Source organism: Caproiciproducens galactitolivorans, assembly GCF_026672255.1.
Taxonomy (GTDB): domain Bacteria; phylum Bacillota; class Clostridia; order Oscillospirales; family Acutalibacteraceae; genus Caproiciproducens; species Caproiciproducens galactitolivorans_A.
In genome coordinates this window covers 1-2,803 of record NZ_JAPOHA010000024.1, presented here as the reverse complement: position 1 = coordinate 2,803, position 2,803 = coordinate 1, and the positions used below count along the sequence as shown (strand labels likewise).

General features: G+C 37.3%; 3 protein-coding genes. All 3 read left to right on the top strand.

The genetic code is table 11. The annotated features are described in order from the left end of the window. The first annotated feature begins 129 nt into the window (after positions 1-129). The gene (locus OUY18_RS13770) at positions 130-1,086 is read left to right on the top strand and encodes a hypothetical protein (RefSeq protein ID WP_268059355.1); all 957 of its coding nucleotides are present in this window, start codon (positions 130-132) and stop codon (positions 1,084-1,086) included. Between the two features lie 415 nt (positions 1,087-1,501). Continuing rightward, the gene (locus OUY18_RS13765) at positions 1,502-1,960 is read left to right on the top strand and encodes a hypothetical protein (RefSeq protein ID WP_268059354.1); all 459 of its coding nucleotides are present in this window, start codon (positions 1,502-1,504) and stop codon (positions 1,958-1,960) included. A gap of 99 nt (positions 1,961-2,059) precedes the next feature. After that, the gene (locus tag OUY18_RS13760) at positions 2,060-2,596 is read left to right on the top strand and encodes a hypothetical protein (protein ID WP_268059353.1); all 537 of its coding nucleotides are present in this window, start codon (positions 2,060-2,062) and stop codon (positions 2,594-2,596) included. The last annotated feature ends 207 nt before the right edge of the window (positions 2,597-2,803 follow it).

Genomic DNA, 2,803 nt, shown 5'->3' with positions numbered 1-2,803 from the left:
TTGAAGTTGTCTATACAGTATGAGATCGAAAAATGATTTCAATTTTATGAAAAGGGGGTGGTTCCGATGGGCATTTAAAATAAGATATATTTGTATGGATGCTTAAACGAAAATGAAGGAGTGTTAAAAATGAAAAATTGTACGAAAAAATTGGTTAGTCTTGTTTTGGTAGCGGCAATGTCTTTGACAATGTCTGTTCCGGGGTTTGCGGCGGAAAAAGATACAATACATAATAAGAATTCAATTAAATCGGAAGAAACTGTAAAAATAGGAGCAGCGACATATTACTATGAAAATAATAACAACCATAGAATATGTATAGGAGCGTATCCTTCCGGATTACTTGATATCGCTTATATTGATGAATCCAATCCAGATATACTTTATTACGAAAACATAAAATCCAATTCATTTTTACAAACTAGTAACGATATTATTAAAGACAGTGAAAATTCCATTAAAAATAGTAATACAATAAATTTGAAAAATATTGCATCAGATGTCATATCAAATAAGATACAATTAAAGCAAATGTCTTTGGAAAATTTTAAAAACAGAGCGCTTTTAAACTCAAGTCTTTACAGGAGCGGGAAATCAGACGCTCAGCTGATAGGAGAGAACTTAGCAAGAACTTATGGAAATCAATATTCAAATAAATTGATAGGTTCAAGGTATGATAAAGGTCTGAATGCTAAACTTTATGAAGCAATGTATTTTAATATTTATGATGCGGTTGTTCAAGATTTTTTCTTTGATGTTGGAACGACTTTAGCTGTAGCTGCCGTTACATTAAGCTTAACCGTATCCGTTGCAAAAAGTCTTTTAGGGAGTGCAATTAAATTAGTAAAGGGAGAATATACTATATCAAAAGGTACGGGAGTACATAAATATTATGCTGAAGTAATATATTACAAAGACGTTAGAATTGGAAGTCAATCGCCTTATCGTGCTTCCCGTGAAATTGACTTCACTCCTTACGTTTGCAATAGTGAAGGTACTGTTATTTTAAACAAAACTAAAGATTTTGCTGATGATGATTTTAATGACAATGGGCAACTTTTGAGAAAAGGAATAGAATTATATTAATGCTTATTGGCTTGTATTTTTAGAAGCAGCAGAGCAAAACCGGAAATGCGGTTCTGCTCTGCTTTCTTAGAAATGGATGGTGTACTATGAAATCAATTAACCGAATATGGGTCTTCATCAGTTGGGTACTAGTATTTATGGGGCTTTTTGCTTTTGATTGGGCGGTTTGCTTGCTTGTTGATCGAAGTGATCGAAGCGGATCTGTTCTTTATACGTCTATAGCCATCGTGCTGTGGCTGATATCCAACCGTATTGCGAATTGGAAAAGCCGGTGTCCCTATTGCGGTAGCAAAAAGACAAAGTTCAGATATCATTCGAAGGGTTCTCAATTTCTTTGCTCAAATTGCCATAATTTGATTCTTTATAAATAGTTTAATAAGCTAAAAACAAAGGAAACTGTAAGAGGCAGAACACGATGAATAAAACTAATATCGTACTATTTTCCTCATTTGGCGCACTCATGGCGGCGCTGCACGTTGTCCAATGCTATTTTCGGGTAAAAGCCCATCAGGTATTTTTACTTCTGCTTTCATCCCCTAAGCCGACGGATGAACAAAGCTGGATTGCATTTTCAAACAGGGGCGTATCGGTTGAAGTACTGTATTACATTACCGGTGTTTTATTCTTCCTGTTTATAGGGTACCGTTTAGCTTCCGGTAAAATCAGCTTGCGCAGCGTAGTTATCGGTACGTTTTTGATTTACCTGTTTACCACCACCCTTATACTTCCGCTGAAAATAAGCCAAAAGGATGTCAGCAACCTGTTTCTGCCAATTTTTGTTTCTTTCCTTATATCATTTGTTATCATTGTGCTGGTAAGTCTGCGGGGATACCTTGAAAAGCGGAAGCGCCTTAAAAATTCAAACTACTTGTAAAGCAGAGCATCACGAGCAAGGCCGCCCGAATGAATTTGCATCCGGACGGCCCGTTGATTTAATGTATGATGGCCAAACCTAAAAGGGGATGATCACCAATTGAGATTAAAACGCAAAAAAATTATTATAATCGGTATTTCATTCATTTTGGCTCTAGTCGCAGCGTCATGGGCATGGTTTACAAAACCAGTAACAGTTAACAAGGCAATGCATGGCAGGAAAGTAACCGGTATCGAAATTTCATACAGAACGATTACAAAAGATGGAAGTGCTGCAACGACTATTTACACACAGAATGTAACCGAAATAAAAAAAGTGATTCATGTCATAAATCAATATCCATACAGCAGAAGACTTTTCGCTGATCCACCATCAAATCCATCCCATTATTCAGATACACACAGGATATGGATTTCATTAGGGTATCAAAACGGGAGCGGCAAACCCGGAATATATAACTATCTTATACATGAGCATGGATACATGCAAACAGCGGATTCTGGAGAGCATCTTCACCCTAGTGGAATCGGACGATTTGGAACCAAAAAGACGAAAGCGTTTTATAGTAAAATCACCGGTTTGTTTCAGCAGCTTGAGGGGAATCCGGCCTGGGAAAAAACAATTGATGCATCATAAAGAGTAGAGGTTAAAATCATCGGTAATTTCTACGATAGTCTGGGGTAACAAAACCGGAGCCGGTTGTCCCGTTCAAAATCGTACTGATCCAACCTCTATGCGGAATCCTTTCCCGGTATCGGGCAATTCAGGAAATTCTTTTTTAAATAAGTTGAGCGCCTGTGATTCATTCGGCAGACCGGGACCATGGATTTTTCCATGGTCCCT

Bases quoted from the DNA above. Each gene is read 5' to 3' on its own strand.
- OUY18_RS13770 (WP_268059355.1), top strand. From the start codon at position 130: ATGAAAAATTGTACGAAAAAATTGGTTAGTCTTGTTTTGGTAGCGGCA.
- OUY18_RS13765 (WP_268059354.1), top strand. From the start codon at position 1,502: ATGAATAAAACTAATATCGTACTATTTTCCTCATTTGGCGCACTCATG.